Below are 489 nucleotides of genomic sequence, written 5' to 3'. Positions count from 1 at the left end.
CTTTTCAGTGGATTGAACCAGTTTGGCCGTCTGATAATCCGTAATCGCCGATCCCACAATGGGAATGGTTTTGGTTTCATTGGCGACAATCTGCGCTGCCGGGGTCGCAATCGCAAAAATCAAATCCACTTTGTTATTCACGAACCGTTGGCTGATGGTCTTTAAATTGGACTGATCCCCCTGGGCGTTCTGCTGATCGAGCTTTATGTTGGCGCCGTCTTTATAGCCCCTGGCTGCCAGACCGTCCACAAAGCCCCGGTTCGCATCATCCAAAGCGCCGTGCTGTACCAGCTGCAATACGCCAATCCGGTAGACCTTATCCCCGCCGGCTTCCTTCTTTTCACCGCCGCAGCCGGCAATAGCTCCAACGGCTAACACGGCTCCCATTGCTAAGGCCATCACTTTTTTCCGAGATAATTGGTTTAACATACTACTCACCCATCCCTTTCTCTTAACGAGAAGCAAGCCTGCTTTGCAGATCTTGTTTCT

1 protein-coding gene is annotated in these 489 nt (G+C 51.1%); it reads right to left on the bottom strand.

Features of this window, described 5'->3' with window-relative positions; translation table 11 throughout:
- The coding region (locus ALO_RS00730) for an ABC transporter substrate binding protein (RefSeq protein ID WP_004091737.1) at positions 1–429 on the bottom strand (429 nt) is incomplete at its 3' end.
- Positions 430–489: the final 60 nt, after the last annotated feature.

It is taken from the genome of Acetonema longum DSM 6540, assembly GCF_000219125.1.
In the GTDB taxonomy this organism is placed as follows: Bacteria; Bacillota; Negativicutes; order Sporomusales; family Acetonemataceae; genus Acetonema; species Acetonema longum.
Note: the sequence above shows the minus strand (reverse complement) of the source record. Positions and strands in the feature narration are given on the sequence as shown.